General features: G+C 44.3%; 16 protein-coding genes. 8 read left to right on the forward strand and 8 right to left on the reverse strand.

The window, feature by feature from the left end; translation table 11 throughout:
• Window positions 1–282: 282 nt before the first annotated feature.
• On the reverse strand, window positions 283–591 hold the full coding sequence (locus AC5WJX_RS16475; protein ID WP_494485393.1) for a helix-turn-helix domain-containing protein: 309 nt from the start codon (window positions 589–591) through the stop codon (window positions 283–285).
• A 779-nt stretch (window positions 592–1,370) separates the two neighbouring features.
• On the opposite strand from AC5WJX_RS16475, the gene AC5WJX_RS16480 reads away from it, so the two are divergent.
• On the forward strand, window positions 1,371–2,210 hold the full coding sequence (locus tag AC5WJX_RS16480) for an MBL fold metallo-hydrolase (protein WP_494485394.1): 840 nt from the start codon (window positions 1,371–1,373) through the stop codon (window positions 2,208–2,210).
• Between the two features lie 61 nt (window positions 2,211–2,271).
• Here AC5WJX_RS16480 and AC5WJX_RS16485 read toward each other — a convergent pair whose 3' ends face one another.
• Together AC5WJX_RS16485 and AC5WJX_RS16490 are read right to left on the reverse strand one after the other, a co-directional pair.
• The gene (locus AC5WJX_RS16485; protein ID WP_494485395.1) at window positions 2,272–2,769 is read right to left on the reverse strand and encodes an SRPBCC family protein; all 498 of its coding nucleotides are present in this window, start codon (window positions 2,767–2,769) and stop codon (window positions 2,272–2,274) included.
• Window positions 2,766–3,086, reverse strand: coding sequence for an ArsR/SmtB family transcription factor (locus AC5WJX_RS16490; protein ID WP_494485396.1), 321 nt, complete (start codon window positions 3,084–3,086; stop codon window positions 2,766–2,768). The genes AC5WJX_RS16485 and AC5WJX_RS16490 overlap by 4 nt, the downstream gene beginning before the upstream one ends.
• A gap of 140 nt (window positions 3,087–3,226) precedes the next feature.
• Here AC5WJX_RS16490 and AC5WJX_RS16495 point away from each other — a divergent pair, with 140 nt between their 5' ends.
• Window positions 3,227–4,558 (forward strand): DUF6089 family protein, encoded by a 1,332-nt coding sequence (locus tag AC5WJX_RS16495; RefSeq protein ID WP_494485397.1) that lies wholly within the window; start codon window positions 3,227–3,229, stop codon window positions 4,556–4,558.
• Window positions 4,559–4,694: 136 nt separating this feature from the next.
• Window positions 4,695–5,396 (forward strand): NADPH-dependent F420 reductase, encoded by a 702-nt coding sequence (locus AC5WJX_RS16500; protein WP_494485427.1) that lies wholly within the window; start codon window positions 4,695–4,697, stop codon window positions 5,394–5,396.
• 123 nt (window positions 5,397–5,519) lie between these two features.
• On the opposite strand, the gene AC5WJX_RS16505 is transcribed toward AC5WJX_RS16500, so the two are convergent.
• The 3 genes from AC5WJX_RS16505 to AC5WJX_RS16515 all read right to left on the reverse strand — a co-directional run bounded on the left by AC5WJX_RS16505 (window position 5,520) and on the right by AC5WJX_RS16515 (window position 8,568).
• The gene (locus AC5WJX_RS16505; RefSeq protein ID WP_494485398.1) at window positions 5,520–6,662 is read right to left on the reverse strand and encodes a glycoside hydrolase family 43 protein; all 1,143 of its coding nucleotides are present in this window, start codon (window positions 6,660–6,662) and stop codon (window positions 5,520–5,522) included.
• A gap of 180 nt (window positions 6,663–6,842) precedes the next feature.
• Window positions 6,843–7,748 carry a helix-turn-helix domain-containing protein gene (locus AC5WJX_RS16510; RefSeq protein WP_494485399.1) on the reverse strand — a complete coding sequence of 302 codons (906 nt, stop codon included), beginning with the start codon at window positions 7,746–7,748 and terminating at the stop codon, window positions 6,843–6,845.
• 46 nt (window positions 7,749–7,794) lie between these two features.
• The gene (locus AC5WJX_RS16515; protein ID WP_494485400.1) at window positions 7,795–8,568 is read right to left on the reverse strand and encodes an SDR family NAD(P)-dependent oxidoreductase; all 774 of its coding nucleotides are present in this window, start codon (window positions 8,566–8,568) and stop codon (window positions 7,795–7,797) included.
• A 234-nt stretch (window positions 8,569–8,802) separates the two neighbouring features.
• Here AC5WJX_RS16515 and AC5WJX_RS16520 point away from each other — a divergent pair, with 234 nt between their 5' ends.
• The 3 genes from AC5WJX_RS16520 (at window position 8,803) to AC5WJX_RS16530 (ending at window position 13,388) form a co-directional block, all read left to right on the forward strand.
• Window positions 8,803–10,176 carry a hypothetical protein gene (locus tag AC5WJX_RS16520; RefSeq protein ID WP_494485401.1) on the forward strand — a complete coding sequence of 458 codons (1,374 nt, stop codon included), beginning with the start codon at window positions 8,803–8,805 and terminating at the stop codon, window positions 10,174–10,176.
• Window positions 10,177–10,289: 113 nt separating this feature from the next.
• Window positions 10,290–11,693 carry an ATP-binding protein gene (locus AC5WJX_RS16525; RefSeq protein ID WP_494485402.1) on the forward strand — a complete coding sequence of 468 codons (1,404 nt, stop codon included), beginning with the start codon at window positions 10,290–10,292 and terminating at the stop codon, window positions 11,691–11,693.
• Between the two features lie 33 nt (window positions 11,694–11,726).
• Window positions 11,727–13,388: an NAD(P)/FAD-dependent oxidoreductase gene (locus tag AC5WJX_RS16530; RefSeq protein ID WP_494485403.1), complete on the forward strand. Its 1,662-nt coding sequence runs from the start codon at window positions 11,727–11,729 to the stop codon at window positions 13,386–13,388.
• 30 nt (window positions 13,389–13,418) lie between these two features.
• Here the strand turns inward: AC5WJX_RS16530 and AC5WJX_RS16535 are convergent, their stop codons facing one another.
• Entirely contained in the window at window positions 13,419–14,729 is a 1,311-nt protein-coding gene (locus AC5WJX_RS16535) for an alkaline phosphatase family protein (RefSeq protein WP_494485404.1), read from the reverse strand.
• A gap of 330 nt (window positions 14,730–15,059) precedes the next feature.
• Between AC5WJX_RS16535 and AC5WJX_RS16540 the strand changes: the two genes are divergently transcribed.
• Together AC5WJX_RS16540 and AC5WJX_RS16545 are read left to right on the forward strand one after the other, a co-directional pair.
• Window positions 15,060–16,115, forward strand: coding sequence for an AI-2E family transporter (locus AC5WJX_RS16540; RefSeq protein WP_494485405.1), 1,056 nt, complete (start codon window positions 15,060–15,062; stop codon window positions 16,113–16,115).
• A gap of 108 nt (window positions 16,116–16,223) precedes the next feature.
• Window positions 16,224–17,078, forward strand: coding sequence for an ATP-grasp fold amidoligase family protein (locus AC5WJX_RS16545; protein WP_494485406.1), 855 nt, complete (start codon window positions 16,224–16,226; stop codon window positions 17,076–17,078).
• Between the two features lie 29 nt (window positions 17,079–17,107).
• Here AC5WJX_RS16545 and AC5WJX_RS16550 read toward each other — a convergent pair whose 3' ends face one another.
• A complete protein-coding gene (locus tag AC5WJX_RS16550; protein WP_494485407.1) occupies window positions 17,108–17,833 on the reverse strand; it encodes an SGNH/GDSL hydrolase family protein in 726 nt (241 codons plus the stop codon).
• Window positions 17,834–17,976 lie beyond the last annotated feature (143 nt).

A 17,976-nucleotide genomic window follows, 5' to 3' on the forward strand; every position in this document is an offset into this window, starting at 1 on the left:
GCACAAGCTGATACAAGTTTTAACCACTAGTTTAATCTATGGAATATTCATTTGTAATGCAATGCGTTATGTACCTGTTGTTTATGTATTCTGTTGAAGTTGTTAACTTGTGTTCCAGTAGATTTAATAACTATTTAAGGAGTTCGCGTAATTCTTAGAGTGAATTGGTTATGCAAATGCGCTATTTACGATAATACCCATGGCGAATTATATTAGTTCAGAAATCCGATCTTCTTAGATGCGGTACAAAATTTGCCCAAGGAGAAAGATATTCGAAATAAATCAAGTTTCGTATTCACTCTTTAAATCCAATTCAGATTTAAACGCTGTCGTTGTTTGACCTGTTTGAGCCTTAAAAAATCTCATCAGATGGTTCGGTTCAGGGAAATTGAGCTCATAGGCAATTTCGTTGATTGTTTTATTAGAATACAGCAGCATATTTTGAATTTCAAAAACAAGCCGTTGTTTTAGTAACTGGCTCGCTGTTGTATTGAATTGCGCCTTTACCGCCTTGTTGAGTGAAATTCTGCTAATACCTAAGAGGTCCGCGTAGTCTATAATTCTTTGTTTATCCTTGATGTGGATTTCCATCAAATTTTTAAATAGGAAAGCGAAGTTATACCCTGAATTTTGAATGGAAAGTGAATGCTGATCGGAATACCGGCGATTTAGCGTCTGAAGCAAATAGTATAATAATGACCGGATGATGTGCACACTATCTGTTTTGCTGTTGATGAGTTCCGTTTTAATTTCTGTTAACAGGCTACAGTACTTTTGCATCTCTACTTCATCGATACTCATCTTCAAGGGATGATGCAGTTGGTAGAAGTATAGTAATCGATAGGTGAATAGCTTGTCCGCGAAAAATTCGTTTAAAAATGCCTCCTGGAAAATTAGCGTGGTTACCTCAAGCTGATCCTGGTCTAAGTTCCATTTGCGATTTTGATATGGCGAGATAAAGATGAGCGTCCCATCAGATATTCTAATTTCCTGATGATTTAAGGTAAGCGTACCTTGCGATTTTTTAAAAAATAGAATTTCGAAATAGTCAGCATTAAAGGTGCCTCGATCCTTATAGTCGATCTCTTTGTCTGTTAAAACATTTAACAGGAAATCAACCCCGCACTCGGTTTTATGGAACTTAATAGTTTTCAGAACTTATATGGTTTAGGTGGTAAAGTTACTGAAGATTATCTGTTTACCTTGGATCTGGGATGTGCTAAACTTGTCCATGGTTATCAAATTGGTAGTATTCCGATGGGTTTTGATAGGAGCCAGTCCACTCAAACTCCTGACATTTGATCCCAACAATCACCGCGCTTTAATATCAAGATTGGAGTGACGGCAATGTTTTAAACAAAATCATAGTTATGAGAAAAGTAATTCTATCATTCGCACTAATGCTCTTCGCCACATTGTCCTTTGCCCAAAAGAATATGGGCAACAAACCACATGTCCAGCTAATTAGAAACGCGACATTAATCATTGAGTACAATGGAAAGAAGATTTTAGTTGATCCGATGTTGTCTCCAAAAGGCGCAATTGAATCCTGGGCTGGTATTCAAACCAATCCTACGGTTGAGTTAAAGGTGCCGATGGAAGAAATCGTTAAAGGCCTGGATCTCGTGATGGTGACACATACACATGACGACCATTTCGACAAAGTTGCAAGTAAAACCCTGGATAAGTCCATAGCGCTGATTAATCAACCGGCAGACGAAGCTTTTTTCGAGAAGGAGGGATTTATCAATGCAGTAACCTTAGCAGATAGAAAGCTATGGAACGGTATCACGATTCACAGGATAGCGGCTGAGCATGGTAGCGGCGAGGTTTTGAAGCTGATGGGCAAGACATCGGGCTTCGTGCTACAGGCTAAAAACCAGCCAACGATCTATGTCGTTGGAGATGCAATTTGGACGGATGCTATAAAAGATAACATTAGGAGGTTTAGGCCGGATTACATCATCGTTAATTCTGGTGGAGCAGCTGTTAAAGGTTATGAAAATATACCAATCATCATGGATGAAGCCCAGACAATGGCGCTAATAACGGAAAGTGGCAAGGCTAAAGTAATAGCAGTACACATGGATGCGCTAGACCATTGCAGGACTACGAGAAAATCACTGAGGCAGAAAGCAACCGAATCAAACATCGGAAAAGAGAAGCTGATTATCCCTCAGGATGGAGAAGTAATAAAGCTCGGTTTGTAGTTCGAATGAGGCAAAAAGCTACAAGATGCTGATACATTTCAAAAGATGTATCAGCATTTTATCATCTTCGAACCAAAGTTTCAAGTAATTTTTCCAGGTTATCAATGCTCATTTTGAATCCTTCCTGGAATCCCATTTCAATCATCCGCTCTAAACGGGCAAGTGATTCATTGTAAATCGTTATGATCACTTTAGTAATACCGTTCTCTTCGCTAAAATTGTAATCCCAGTCAGAGCCTGGCATTTCAGGATTTCCATCCTGGTCTGCAAAGGTGTTGTACATCTTGAAATTGGTTTTCGGCGTAATGGACCGGTATTCCTGAATAGACCAGCGCTCTTGTCCCTCTGGGCTTACCATTGCATAAAACCGACGTCCACCAACCTTGAAATCCATAGACTTTGTTTTGGATGACCAGGGTTTAGGTGCCACCCATTGATCGAGCAATTCTGGTTTAGTAAAGGCATCCCATACCAATGATAAGTCAGCATCAAACTCCCGGGTTATCACTGCCGTTTTAGTTGCTTTGTCAACGGTAAAATCAAATAGTAAGTTTTTCATCTTTTATTTTGTTTAAGTGTTGATAATACGCTGTCAAGTTGGTTGAACCGGGTTTCCCAGATCGCTCTGAACTGGCTTAGCCACTCGTCAATCTCTTTAATTTTTTCAACTTCAAGGGAATAGTATATCTCTCTGCCTTGATGCTCCTGAGTTATTAGCTCGCATTCTGTAAGGATGCGTAGATGTTTTGATACGGCTTGCCGGGTGATGTTGAAGTTATCTGCAATGGCATTTGGTGTCATCGCCTGTAATGCAATCAATCCAATTATGGCCCTTCTCGTGGGATCTGCTATAGCTTGAAAAATATCTCGTCTCATTCCGGTTTGTGAAACTGTTCGGTTGCAAATATACGCAACCTTTTGGTTTCGCAAGTATTTTATCTTTATTTCATGCATTTACTTTGTGGTACAATGATTGTGTAATAGTGGGAAATATCGTTTATCCACTAACTAAAAATATGAAACAACTGTTATCAAAAAGTTTACCTGCATTCATTGCAGGTATTTTTATGGCCGGAGCTACACAAGCTCAAGAGCCTGCAACAACAACTCCTACAGCACCATTTAACACCTGGTCTATCGGTGTTAATGCTGGAGTACTCAGCCCAATTGCACCTTTTGGTGGAAAGAACGATTTTTCAAACTGGCAGTCGAGCTTCGGATATGGTATCTATGTGAAAAAACAATTCACAAATTATTTCTCACTTCGTTTAGATGGTGTTAGGGGTAAGTTAAAAGCTGATAATTCTGAGCCATACGATAGTGGAGTAACCAACTCAGGAGCGGTAAGTGCTTTTGAAACTGACTTATCTTACTCAGCGAGCCTAAATGCGGTGTTAAACATGTTTAACATTGACATGTTTCAAAAAGAGAATACTCTACAGTTATTTGTTTCAGCGGGTGCGGGACTTTCAGGTTACAAGCCTACCATCACCAGAAATGGAACAACTTCTGATTATGCTCCAGACAAAACCATTAGCGAGTTAGTGATTCCTGTGGGTGTTGGTGCCAAATTCAGAGTATCTGAAAAGATCAATTTTGACCTGGGCTGGACGGTTAGTTTTGTTGATGGCGACAACCTTGATGGTGCTTACCTGAGCAACAACAATGATAAATTTTCTTATGCTTACGCAGGTCTGGAGTTTGCGCTTGGAAAAGGCAAGCAATTGGCCTGGCACAATCCAGTAGCTGCAACTTATGATGAAGTGTTGGCAGCAAAAGCAACCGCAAATCAGTTGAAGAGTGATCTTGATGCTCAAAAAGCAGAGAACGCAAAATTGAGAACAGATCTTGCTGGTGTTATTAATGATGAAGATGGCGATGGTGTTGCCGATAAATTCGACAAATGTCCAGGTACCACTTCAGGAGTTGTAGTTGACGGCGCAGGTTGCCCATTGGTGGCTCCAGCTCCGGTTGTACAGGAGAAAATTATTATCACAGAAGCAGACCGTAAGGTTGTGGCTGATGCGATTCGCAATCTGGAGTTTGATTTTGGTAAGGCGACGATACGTCAAAAATCATATCCAACACTTAACCGCGTTGCTGATTTGTTGAAATCTAAAAACTTTAGCCTGAAACTGGCTGGACATACGGATGATAAAGGATCGGCTTCTTACAACATGGGTCTTTCTAAAGACAGAGCGGAATCGATCAAAGCATACTTGGTTTCTCAAGGGGTAAATGCATCAAGAGTTGAAGCTACAGGTTACGGTGAGAGCCAACCTATTGCTTCTAACAAAACTGAAGCTGGCCGTCAGAAAAACAGACGTGTAGAGTTTACTTTATACTAATAACAGTCTAATAAGAGAAACCGCCAGGAAACTGGCGGTTTTTTTGGTTTAAGGCAAATGAACATTCCATTGCCATAGTACTTATTTAGCAAAACTTTTTAGCGGTTTTTTAGGTTAATTTAGTTTTTACATCAGAATACAATTAAATCCAGAAGACATGAAAATAGGAATTATTGGATCAGGGAATATTGGTACTGCACTTGTACATCATCTGACAAAACTCGGGCATGAAGTGAAGATCGCCAACTCAAGAGGGCCCGAAACCTTAAAAGACCTTGCCGCTGAAACAGGTGCAATAGCAGCAACGGCCGAAGAGGCCGCAGGGGCAGAAAATCTGGTTATTATTACGATCCCGGAAAAAGCAATACCAGAATTGCCGACCGCGGTACTTTCAGCCTCAAAAGCGACTATCGTTGATACCGGAAATTACTACCCGACCCGGGATGGAGAACTTAAAGAAATTGTTGATGGCCTACCGGATAGTGCCTGGGTGGCTAGCGTCATTGGTCATCCCGTGATCAAAGCATTCAACAACATCTACGCGGCAAGCCTGGCGGAGAAGGCTATGCCTGCGGGAAGTCCAAACCGGATAGCACTTTCCGTTGCAGGCGACGATGAATCCGGAAAGCAGGTGGTCATGCAACTGATTGATGCCATCGGCTTTGATGCTATTGATGCTGGCTCACTTTCAGAATCCTGGAAGCAAGAGCCCGGCACACCCGCTTATTGCAACGACCTGGATAGAGAAGCTTTGAAAGCTGCTTTGGAAGATGCCGATCTAAGCAAACGGGCGGAGTGCCGTGCAGCTGCAGACGCGCAATTGCGTGCTCTTTTGTAGTATAGTATTGTTATCATTGGGTCTGTTCCAGATGAATGCTGGTACACTTCAACATTGGTGTACCAGCATTATTATTTTAGCAGGACTGCATTTGGGATGCTTTCCGCTTCATAGCTCTTAATATCATAAAGAACCTGAAGGGATCTTTTGCGGCTGCGTACTGGGACCGTATACGGTGATTTTGCCATTTTCCACTTTCATTCTGTCAATAAATACTACTCTTTCCGAACCCGTGGCTGTCGTTCTTCCATGATAGACGCAAAACATTTCCTTCCCATCCGGAGAATAAACAATGCTATTGTGCCCTGTCCCAGAGACTATGCCACCTTTATGCGTGTTCTTGTGCAGAATAGGATTCTCTTCTGCCTTTTTGAAAGGACCCAGGGGAGAACCTGATGTGGCATAACCCACAGCGTAGTGCTCGCCTCCGAAATGGTTTGCAGAGTACATAATATAGTAGATGCCGTCCTTTTTAAACGTCACGGAGCCCTCGGTCCATCGCCGGTTAACTTCTCCGGAAGTTACGGAGAGGCTTTCCCAAGCTGCTTGCTTGTCCTTTAACTTTACCGGAGGGCGAAGTAGCAATATTGGCTCACCGGTTACACCGGAAAAGTCTGGCTTCAGCTCTACCCCATACACCCAGCTTTCTTCAATTTCTTTAAACTTACCACTTTTGCGAGCCTGGTTTGCTATTTCGCTCTCCACCGGATGTTTATAGGCCGCTCGTGAATAGTAGAGGTACGATTTGCCATTAGTATCGAAAAATACATTGGCGTCTATAATCGGGTAGCCAGGATCGAAGAGTGGTTTCGCTGCCAAGTCAATGAAGGGGCCTGTAGGTTTATCGGATACTGCAACGCCTATCTTAAAGTTTTCCATCTCCTTTGCAGGGTTTACCTTCCATTGTGCACTGTAAAAGAGATAGAACTTACCTTTTACTTCGTATACTTCTGGTGCCCAGTAGGCTCCATTCCAGGCGCTATTCGGATCACTCCATCCATTTTTATTGTCATAGGCGTAGACCTTTCCTTCGGGCTTCCAATTGACTAAGTCTTTAGATGAATATGCGGAGAAACCACGATCCGTTGCTGGTCCGGTGCCGTACATGTAATAGGTGCCATTAGTAAACAACACAAAGGGATCTCCTAACTGTACTTTCAAAGGATTGGTATAAACTTTCTCCTGACTTCTTGAAGGTGTTTGAGCCATTGTAGCCTTGGCAAACACCAGGCTTAAAAAAATCAGGAACAGGAATTCTTTTCTCATATAGGATAGGTAAGTAAGGAATCTTGAAAGTAGCAAAAACAACAAGAAAAAGAAACTGCACAAGGCCAAGAATGATATTGACGAGCCACAAAGGGTCTACACTGGTAAATACAAGCTGACATGATGATCCAATGATCACTAGCATATTTACCTCAAAGGGTTAATGCATGTTACGATACATCAGTTGAAAGCCTGTCTGAACTCCAGTGGTGTAAGATTCGTTTTGATCTTAAACAGCCGGCTAAATGATTGAGGGTGCTCAAAACCTAACTGGTAAGCGACTTCACTAACGGTCAGGCTGGTGACCGATAAAAGTTCTTTTGATTTTTCGATCAGTTTCTGGTGGATATGCTGCTGCGCACTGAGCCCGGTCAGCGTTCGCAGCATATCACTCAGATAGTTGGGGCTAAAGTTAAGCTGATCAGCGAGAAACTGCACCGTGGGTACACCGGCATTGGCCAGTTGCTCTTCTTCAAAGCAGGTGTTCAGCAGTTCTTCTATCCGTTGTAGCAGATCATTGTGCGCTACTTGTCTGGTGAGGAACTGCCGTTTGTAAAAGCGCTTTGCGTAACTGAGCAGCAACTCAATTTGGGCGATCACCACCTCATGGCTGAATTCGTCTATCCGGCTGTTTAACTCCTGTCCAATGATGTTATAGATCGCGAGCATAGTTGTTTTCTCCTCCTCGGAAAGGTGCAATGATTCGTTGATTGCGTAAGAGAAGAAACCGTAGCTTTTGATCTTTTTAGCCAGCGCATGACCCTGGAGAAAATCCGGGTGAATAATTAGTGAAAAGCCCTTATTGTTCTTGTAGTCATGAGAATTACCAATAAGCTGATTTGGTGCAGTGAAAAGCAGACTGCCTTCGTCGAAATCATAATAGCTCTGGCCATACTTGAACTGCCCAGCCAGTGCTGTAACGAAAGATATCTTGTAAAAACCGGAGATGTAACTTACCGGAAGCCGGTTGAGGTTCACCAGATCTTTGTTCGGATCGAATAAAGTAATTAATGGATGCACAGGCCCGGCAAGCCCGAGCATCCGGTGAATTTCAGTTATGGAATCCAGTTTGGGTATCTTCTGCATGACATCTTTTATTTATAAAGATAAGGACTATGACCGTTGTGTTGTATCACCACTGAAGAGGTCCCTCTGGCCCGGTAAAGGTCATGTTTGGTCCATTGGTGTCGAGCGCTACACGGATCGGTTCACGAGAACCAACTTCAACACTATCTGTACCCTGGAAGTTGTTCAACGCCGTAGCTGTAAAGCCAGGGCTAACCGCGTTGACTTTGATGTTCTCTTTTTCCAGTTCGAGTGCAAAGGCCATAGTCACCGCATTCATCGCTGTTTTTGATGCGCCATATACCAAATCAAAATGCTCCCTTGCCCATGTTGCCGGGTCAGCGATCCAGGAGAGTGAACCCAAGCCGCTTGATACGTTGACAATTCGTGCTGCAGATGCTTTTCGCAACAAGGGCAGCATGGTCTGGGTAACGGCTATGGTCCCGAAGACATTTGTTTCCCATACAGTTCGAACTTCATCTAAGGAGGCTTTGCTGGCGCGGTTTGCCTCTACGACCTCTTGAAGTGTTCTGCCTGGCTTGCCGGCATGCGATATACCAGCATTATTTACCAGCAGATCGAGGTAGCCATGTTCCTTCGCGAGGTGTGCTGCAGCAGCAGAAAGGGTTGCCTGCTTGGTAACGTCCAATTCAATTGCCTGCGCGTTATCGCCAATCTCGGTTGCAGCCTTTGCGCCATTCTCCGGATTACGTGACCCGATATAAACGATGTACCCATTATTGGCGAGCGCCTTGGCGATTTGAAATCCCACGCCCTGATTGGCGCCGGTAACTAGTGCGATGAGCTGCTTGTTTGCTGATGATTCTTTTCTGTTTTCCATGTTTGCTATTATTTGTTAATTCAAAATTCAGCATTTATTGGATGCGCAGATTAACCAGATCAAGGAGATTTGTAACCAAATCGAATCGGATGATTTCTTTTCGAGAAGCGCTGCTTCAGCGTGTGAAAACAAACTTAAAACTACTACAACTAGCGATTTACAAAGTTCTTTTTAAAGCCTAATTTAACATAATCAGGCGAGCCACCACGCCGATGTTCTTAAACATACTAGTTTATGAAAAATCAATGGTTAAGTCGGCTTTGCATGGTTATGCTAGTTGCCGGAGCACTTGTTTGGGGCTGTAAAAAGGAGCAGGTAATGGATGTGCCTGCATTGCTGAGTGACTCAACTGCCAAACTCAGTTCGAAGACTGCGGCACTGAATCAGAATACATCAAGGGTTAGGGGACCGCTGCCATACTACAAGACCTTTACAGAAACCGACTTTGTTTCGGCTGGAGTAGGAGGACTTCGGGACGTAGGGGTCGGAACCATCAACCTGCCCAACTCATTTTCCTATCAGTCGATTAAGACAGCGCTATTGTATTGGCACGGGTACAGTAATTCAACTTCGGCTACCGGTCAACAGATCAATGTAAATTCGAGCAGGATTACAGGTGTAAGAATTGGTCTCTCTTTCGGCTATGGCTATGCGAACACCCAGGCTTACCGGGCTGATATTACCGAACTTTTGCGATCAAGTGCTAAGCGTGCAATAAAGCTGAGTGAATTCGGCAACTTGAACCCGAATGGTGCCTCCATCATAATATTTTATGATGATGGAAACAGCAGCAATAACAGGGATGTGGTGATCTTTAATGGAAACGACGCCAATACTGAGTTCGCGGGCATACCTGGCATTCCAGAAGCGCCTAGAGATCCATCGGACTGGTCTGTAATTCTGGAAGGTGTCAACTATTTCCAGGGGAATGCCTTTCTCCAATTACACGTGTCGGATGGTGACTCCTCAACTGACGGTGAAATTATTGTGTGGCCCGCGTCCATCTTCAGAGGTCCCGATATTTTCAGCGGAACAACCGTTCCGGGGGGACGGTGGGACATTCTGGACGTTGAAGTAAATTCAGCTTTATTCCCAGGTTTAAACAACTTAGAGTTATTCTCAAGGTATGAAAGTGACTTCCTCAATCTTATTGTGGCGCTATACGATCTGCCAGCCCGAATAGCGCTTAGAAAAGAACCTATTCCAGTGGGATTCGACATCAAACCTGATGAATGCCCGAATAATTTCATTTGTTCAGAAAAAGGACTAGTGTCAGTAGCCATACTCGGCAGCGACTCGGTGGATGTAACAACGATCGACCTTAAATCAATACGCATCAATGGTGTTGCACCAGAATCATCTACCATTGAATATAGCAGCTCCCCAATTTCCGGGAAGGCAGTTGACTGTAGAACTTGCGGAAGGGAGTTGCCCGATGGCCTGAGAGATCTGGTGCTAAAGTTTGATATTCAAAAAGTCGGCAAAACGCTGGGCAATGTGAAATTAAATCAATGTGTTAAACTGAACATTACCGGACGGAAAATTACTTCAACAGGAAGCCTGCCGATTTCCGGTACGGATTTCATCACCATTAAAAATCCAAAGTAACACGCATCTTGATTTAAGTCAATATTTTGCTTGAAGATTTTGGTTATCTTTAGAAGAGAGAACGTTATCTCTATTTCCAATATTTCCAAAGATCATAGCAAACGAGAAGCCTTATGCAATTAGTGACTAAAGAATGGTTACAGTCGATAGAATCTCTACGTGAAGTTCCATCAGACCAGTTGCAGTGGTGGATCGATCAGAGCCACCATTATGAGTTGCAGGAGGGCGACTTCCTGATCAGACAAGGGACAGAGACCACAGGAACGCATGTTATCATCGATGGCCGCGTGCAAATGTACATCAGCCAAAAAAATAGTGTACAAAACTTAACTGTTCTGGGGGCCAAGGACATTACCGGTTATCTACCATTTTCCAGAGGTATCGTGAATAGTATCGATGGTAGGGCGCTGACCAGGACGCAGGTCATGACCTTTCCCGTGGGAAGCATGAACAGTTTAATTCATTCACATTTTGAACTCACACAGGCCCTTGTACACATCATGTCGACCAGGGTACGTGAGGCAACAATATTCCAGCAGCAGAATGAAAAAATGATTGCTTTGGGTAAACTCTCTGCAGGCCTTGCGCATGAGTTGAATAATCCGGCAGCGGCCATTGTAAGAGGTTCAGACTCGCTGCTGAAACACTTGAAGCTGCAGCCCGAGAATTTCAAAGCGGTGGTTTCTATAAAAATGAGTGCAGAGCATGTAGACCGGGCAAATACTAAGCTTTTCGAAGTCCTTTCAAGGAAGGAGAAGCCCGTTCTGACGATGATGCAGCGCAGGAGATTGGAAGACGACTTTGTAGATTGCCTGGATAGCCATGGCGTGGTAAATAGCCAGGAATTGTCTGAAAACTTTGTGGAGTACGGCTTTACCTGCGATGATATGGATGAGTTCTCGGCGCTGATTGCCTCGGAAAACTTGTCGCCGGTACTGAACTGGATGAACAATAACCTGGTTACCGAGAGAATGGTCAATGACATACAGGAAGCAAGCAGGAGAATTGAAAAATTGGTGGGTGCGATAAAGAATTTTACCCATATGGATCGTGGTCGTGACAAGGAGTATACAGACGTCCACAGCGGCATTCAGAACACGATTACCATGCTCGAGTACAAGTTTACAAAGGGAAATGTTGAGCTGCTGGAAGAATACGACACCTCTTTGCCGAAAATCAAGGTGTTTGTTGGAGATCTTAACCAGGTATGGACGAACATCATCGACAATGCCCTGGATGCAATGGAAGTAAACAAAAGGGGCAGGTTAGAAATAAAAACAAGAAGAGACCGGGAGTATGTGGAAGTAACGATAACGGACGACGGCCCCGGCATTCCAGAAGACATCAAGAACCGGATATTTGAACCTTTTTTTACGACAAAAGAAATCGGGAAGGGCACCGGACTTGGACTTGATGTCGTCTCCAGAATAGTCAGGCAACACAATGGTTCTCTGAAGGTAGATTCCAAGCCAGGATGTACCGCGTTTGTACTTTGTTTTCCGATCAATGAACCCTAGTTTACTAAAGATTATTAAAGCAGCATTCACCCAATGAACGAACCAATCATATTTTGTATCGATGACGACCTGCAGGTATTACGGGCGATAACACGGGATCTTAAAGCCAAGTACAGACAAGAATATAAGGTTTTGAGCACCACGTCCATAAAGGAGGCTTTTGATGCGCTTTTGGAGTTGAAGAACCAGGGGGAAGCTGTTGCCATCTTTATCGCTGACCAGAGAATGCCCGAAATGGACGGGGTATCATTTCTCGTAAAAGCGCTTGAATTTTATCCTGATGCCAAAAGGGTCTTACTTACCGCTTATTCCGATACAGATGCCGCCATAAAAGCGATCAATGAAGTCAAGCTGGATTATTATTTGATGAAGCCTTGGGACCCACCTGAAGAACGGCTCTTTCCGGTCATTGATGATCTCTTAGATGAATGGCAGAATAGTTACAAGCCTGATTTTAAAGGGATGAAGCTAATCGGGTACCAGTTTTCACCGAAGTCGCACAACCTGAAAGAATACCTGGCAGGCAACCTCGTTCCATACCACTGGATGGATATCGAAAAAAACAGGGAAGCACAGCAGCTGCTGGAACTTAATAATATTCAGTTGAAAGACCTGCCAGCCGTTTTATTTGAAGACGGAACCGTTCTACAAACACCCTCCATCCAGGAGCTTGCAGCCAGGATAGGCTTGAGCCCCGGGCTAAAGAATGAAGTTTATGATGTGGTCATTATTGGCGCTGGCCCTGCAGGTTTAGCGGCTTCAGTTTACGGCGCATCGGAAGGCTTAAAGACGCTTTTGATAGAGCGACATTCCCCAGGAGGACAGGCTGGTACCAGTTCCAAGATTGAGAACTATCTGGGCTTCCCCGCGGGACTCAGCGGCTCTGAACTTACACGAAGGGCCTTAACACAATCTACCCGTTTTGGCACTGAATTTCTTTCTCCACAGGATGTGCGTTCAATTCATGAAAAGGACGGATACAAACGACTTGTATTAGAGGGTGGCATCGAGATCAACACACGGGCGGTTGTAATCACTACCGGTGTGGACTACCGGAAACTGGATACCAAGGGAATTGAGCAGTTTACCGGAGCTGGCATTTACTATGGTGCGGCAATGACTGAAGCGGCGTCATGCAAGGACAAAGAGGTGTACATTGTGGGTGGAGGGAACTCTGCAGGGCAGGCAGCGATGTATCTTTCGAAGTTTGCGCGCAATGTTTATATCGTCATACGTAAGGAGGATCTTGTTTCATCCATGTCCTCGTATTTAATTGATCAGATCAAAGGAACCAGAAACATCCAGGTGTTGGGTAAAACGGAGATTAAAGAAGCCATGGGGGAGGACAGGATTGAGCAGGTGCGCATTGGCAGGATTGACCGTGATGAATCTGAAACTAAGGTGGCCGATGCCATATATATCTTTATTGGTTCAAAACCTTATACCGACTGGATTGGCGAAGAGATCATTAGAAATGACAAAGGCTTCATTGAAACCGGAAGAGATGCACAGAATTATGAACGATTCAAAAAAATATGGAAACTTCAGCGCGACCCTTACCTGCTCGAGACCAGTGCCCATGGCATCTTTGCCGCTGGTGATGTCCGGGCAAATGCCATGAACCGGGTAGCTTCAGCAGTCGGCGAAGGAAGTATGGCCATCAGTTTCGTCCATAAATACTTAGCGGAAGTGTAAGGCCGCTTGCATATGCGATGAGCAGCGAAGCTATTTGGTTAATAAACTTGCCGGTATTTTTCCATCAACTTTTGGAAATGGTATGCCAAGAAGTTCTACCATTATAGGTGTCATATCCTGCAGGTTCATTTCTTCGATAACAGCGCCTTTGCGGATGCCGGGACCATGGGCCACTAAGCCCGTACGGATATTTTTTGTATCTGGGAAATGTCCGTGAGCACCGCCTTTTCCGGCTTTTACAGCTTCACCCGTGGTGGTAGCGCTGAATGAACCATCATGCTCGGCGGTAAGTGCGAAAGCCACACCAGGGTTATAGCCGCCTTTTGCCAGCTTTTCCTTGCTGATCATGCGGTAGTATTGCTTAACACTATCCGGCTGTGCCGCTAAGAGTGCTTTTACCTTATTGGCTGTAGCCTTGTCTGATGGGTCTTTCAGGTACAGGAAAGCAGATCCACCTACCGTGTTAAATTGTGCTTTCCAATCGCCTGCTTTAAGGTCCTTGATCAGGCCGGCTTCTTTTAGCCATACATTAGGTGAGATCGTCGTTTTTACATCGTAAAACCCATGGTCGCCACCAATCAGCAAGACGGTACTTTCCCATATGCCTGCGGTTTTCAGGGCATCCACAAGGATACCAACGGCAGCATCTGCATCAGCGACAGCTTCCTGCACGCGTGTTCCCTGGCGTCCGGCAGCATGTGAGGCACCGTCGACAGAAAACACGTGAATGGTCATTAATTCAGGTTTGCTCTTTTTGATGATGTGGGCAGCAATTTTCGCAATGTTCTGATTTTTCCCGTGATCTATCTTCTCAACGCCACCAAACACCTCTTTCTTAACCTCTGCGTAAAAGCCCTTTGGTAATGAATATTGCTCCCGCACCCCGTCACCCAGGCCACCAATGTCAGGAATGTTGTAGTCTACCGGCGCGTCTGCAGAAACCGGCCAGTAAAGTGAAGCAACCGTCATGCCCTTGTTTTTTGCGGCTTTCCAGATCGTCGGCACATGAATGGAACTATCCTGCCAGTAGGGCTGTTGTGCTGCGGCATCTGGCGTAAATACGTTGTTATAGAATATTCTGTGTTTTGCGGGTTGCACACCTGTAACGATCGTCGTATGCGAAGGGTAGGTCATGGAAGGGAATACACTGTTTACACCTTTTGCATAGGCACCATTTTTCATTAGCGCCTGTACATTTGGCATTTGCCAGTTACTGTCAAGATAGAAGTCCGGTCGGAAACCATCTATGGTGACGAAGATGACGTGTTTTGCGGATTGAGCCAGAAGCTGGCTTGCTGTAATAAACAAGGTCAGAATTGCGAGTGCTAGTTGCTTTTTCATTATAAATACCATCAGGAACTAAGGTGACTAAAGGTGTTTGATAAGATGTTAACATCCTATGATCTTATCATCAAATTTATAGACCTTAATATACAAAAAATCAGCAACCATCTTGGTCGCAGAAAGCTTAAATCGGCATTGTGACCATTGCTAGTAGACTATGGGGCCGCTATTTTTTACACCAATAGCCAATGATCGTACTGGCTAAGGGAAGCTAAATTACGTCCCGCTGAGTCAAACAAAGCCGGGGTACATTCGTTTTAGTTTCGACAGCTCAATTACCTGGGCTTCGGCTCGCTCCAGGCAACAATCATTCAATGTTTAATGTCTATGATCAACGACCAAGATCCTCGTGATGGTTCAAATTCAGCGCTTTCATTCAGCCATAAGGTCTGGATTGTAACTGGCATAATCACTTTATCTGTTATCGTGATCTTTGTGTTAAAAGCCGCATTTAGCGTGTTGCTGATTGTTCTGGCCGCATGCCTCATTGCGGTATTTTTTCATGGTTTGGGGGATATGATCGAGCGGTTTACTAAGCTAAAACACAGCATCTCCGTGTTTATTGGGGTGTTGATCTCAATTGCATTTCTCGCTGGCATATTCTGGTTCATGGGCAGCACAATACAGGCACAAATTGCGGAGCTTAACAGCGATCTCCCCGAAATGATTGCTAAAGCTAAAGCCTCATTGAGCCATTCCGCTGTAGGTAATAAGATTCTTGAAAGCATTGCCGGCTTTGATGATACTAAAATGGTGTCTACCGCAAAAGGGGTGTTTAACACCAGCTTCGGGGTAATTGGAGATCTTTACATCATCATATTTCTTGGTATATTTTTTACCGTTGATCCGTCTATTTACAAGGAGGGTATAATAAAACTGACGCCAGTTTCAGGTAAAAAAGATGCCAGGATCGTACTTGATCGAATAAGCAAGGTACTTAAAGGCTGGTTGAAAGGGATGTTGCTCGCTATGTTTTTAATTGGCATATTAACCGTAATTGCCTTAACCATTTTTAAAATTCCCTTGGCGCTGACCTTGGCACTACTAGCCGGGATCATGAATTTCATACCAAACTTTGGACCGCTGATCGCCATGATCCCTGCGGTGCTCATCGGTTTCACCATCAGTGTGAACATGGCCATATTGATTGCCATTACTTATTTAGTCATTCAGACGATTGAGAGTAATGTGGTGACTCCCATGATTCAGAAGAAGATGATTAACCTTCCACCAGCACTCACAATTTTGAGCCAGGTGCTTATGGGCACCGTCTCGGGCTTTCTGGGGATTCTACTAGCCACTCCACTTCTGGCCATCATCATAGTTCTCGTAGATGAACTTTATGTGAAAAAGCAGAAGACCATAGAAATAAGTGAGAAATAATGTCCTCGCTACACATTTTTTGCCTCATAGCACAAAAGCTGACATCCTTCTGAATACCAATTTCGTAGGCTAAATAAAAAGCCCATTAATACGAAACCAAGTATCTGTATGTTCCAAACCATTTCCAACCTAATCAAAAACTCCGGCGAGTTTCCGGCAAGGATTAGAAAACGCCACCACATGTTCTGGTCTGACCCTGAAGCTGAACTCGTGCGAAACTCAAAGATGCATGAAGGCATACCGCTGGACGCCTGGCAAGACGTTCCGAACTGGCAACGTAGATTAAGTAATAAATATAATGCGAGAGAATTCGCGAAGCTACTCGGCTGTAATGTTGCAGATCTTTACTGGAAAGGAAGGGATCTGAGCACCCTTGATTTTAATTCGTTCCCCTCCCAGTATGTCATTCGTCCAACGATCGGGCATGGATCAAAAGGCGTATTCATCATGAACGATGGATTGAATCTTTTTGACCAGAAGCGGTATACAACCGAACAGATTTGTGAGCAACTGCAAGCCGAGCTTGATAAACATCTGGCGCTGGAATTTCTGTTTGAGGAGTTTGTAAGGACGGAAAGCGGGGAATATGAAATTCCTAATGATTTCAAATTCCTTTGCTTCAATGGAGAAGTTGCCTCTGTGGCTGTTATTGATCGAATAAGTCCGAAGGTTGGTTACAGTTACTTTTATGATGAGCATTGGAACAAAATGGAGCGTCTGCACCATTTGTATCCGGGAAAGGATGAACCAGCGAAACCGAAGTGTTTTGATCAGATGTTGGAACAGGCAAAAGGACTTAGTAAAGCTTATGGCATCTTCGTAAGGATTGATTTTTTCGCATCGGACAAAGGCGCCGTTTTTTGTGAGTTCACGCCTACGCCGGCGATGGGACGGGGCTTCACAAAATATGGCAAGCGACTGCTGTTAAAATACTGGGATCGGTATTGTCCGGAGATGATTTAAGCGTTGGGTAAAGAACCTGTTTGCGTGTCTCAATTAGCCTTGTTGAAAGCAGTGATGATCGCATCAACCCACAAGGCGTGCATTTTACCGGAATAATGTAGTCCGTCCTGAGCCACGAGGGCGGGGTCGGTGCTCACTTTGTTTGATATCGTTGTGATATTGGTGTAAATGACACCTCTTGCGCTTGCTTCCGCTTTGTTAATTGCGTTGAATGCAGCGATGTCTTCCGTAATCTTCTGCCTGTCGCGGCCGCTTTTCTTTCCAAAGGGCGTTTGTCCCCAGTCTGGAATGGAGATTACAGTCACATGGTTTGGTTTGCCTCCGGCATAATTGATGGCCCGGTTCAGTAGATCTCGAAATTGTGAACGGTAGCTGGATTTTGATAGTCCCTGGTATTGGTTGTTCACGCCGACCAGTAGACTTACAAAGTCGTATTTCTTGGTGATGTTTGCTGCAAGCACTGCTTTTTGTAAATCACTGGTGGTCCAACCCGTACGGGCAATTACTCTTGGAGCGGCAAAGTTCTTTCCTCGGGCATTTAGTTTAGAAACCAGCAAAAAAGGAAAGCTTTGCGCCTGAGGAACCGATTCTCCAATAGTATAAGAATCGCCAAGTGCAAGGTATGTTTGCTGCGGAATGGCTGCAGAAGTCGCCGCGGTTTCATTTTGGTTGAGGTCAGCCGCTTCAGGGCTGTTGTCATTTTTGCTGCAGCCGAACAGCAGCACGAACACGAATAATGCGGGGAAGATCTTCATGGTTTAACAACCCGCTTGATATCAAATAGTTTCAATGTGATAAATTGTTTTATACTGAGCTGGCCGCGATAAAGAAATGGCCGCAGATTGCTCCAAATTTGCCGCCGCTTAATTCTACTGCAGTTATCGGCAGCCCCGATATG

The sequence above is a fragment of the Pedobacter sp. NEAU-ZC8 genome, from assembly GCF_059278965.1.